This is a genomic window from Chromobacterium sp. Panama (assembly GCF_003052555.1).
GTDB lineage: Bacteria > Pseudomonadota > Gammaproteobacteria > Burkholderiales > Chromobacteriaceae > Chromobacterium.
This window is the reverse complement of record NZ_QARX01000013.1, coordinates 1-521: the sequence shown is the minus strand read 5'-3', so window position 1 is coordinate 521 and position 521 is coordinate 1. Positions and strand designations below refer to the sequence as shown.

General features: G+C 67.0%; 1 pseudogene. It reads right to left on the bottom strand.

Annotated elements, in window-relative coordinates:
* Positions 1-46 precede the first annotated feature (46 nt).
* A pseudogene (locus DB032_RS24310) lies at positions 47-521 on the bottom strand (hypothetical protein); the annotation flags it as partial.

Below are 521 nucleotides of genomic sequence, written 5' to 3'. Positions count from 1 at the left end.
TTGAATCGCATCGGGATGGTGATCACCGGCGGTTCGTAGGTGGTGCTCATGTCGGGTCCCCCTTGCCTGGGGCGGCGGAGCCACCGCTCAGGGTTTGGTAATGGTCGCGGAAGTTTTGCGTGGCGCGGCTGGCGCGCGGGGATAGCGGCGCGATCAGCTGGGCGAAGTGGCGTTGCAGGCCGCCGCGCGCGGTCTGGCCGCTTGCCGGATTGCGGTATTCGGACACCACCGGCAGTTTCAGGCTTTTGCCGTTGGCCAGTTGCAGCACATAGTCGCTGGTGGTGGGCGCGTGTTCCAGCGCCAGCGAGCCGCTGGCGTCCAGCACGCCTTGCCCCACCGGCATGCCGGCGGCGAACAAGGTGTAAGGCATGCCGCTCCACTGCGAGAGCGAGCCCTGAGGCCCCTGGCTCAATTTGATCCGCAGCGCTTCCTTGAGCAGGGTTTTGGGGTAGGCCGGGTGCTCCGCTTGCAGCTGGTCCGGCCCGGTGACGGTCCAGTTCCGCGCCTTGACGGTGTGGTTG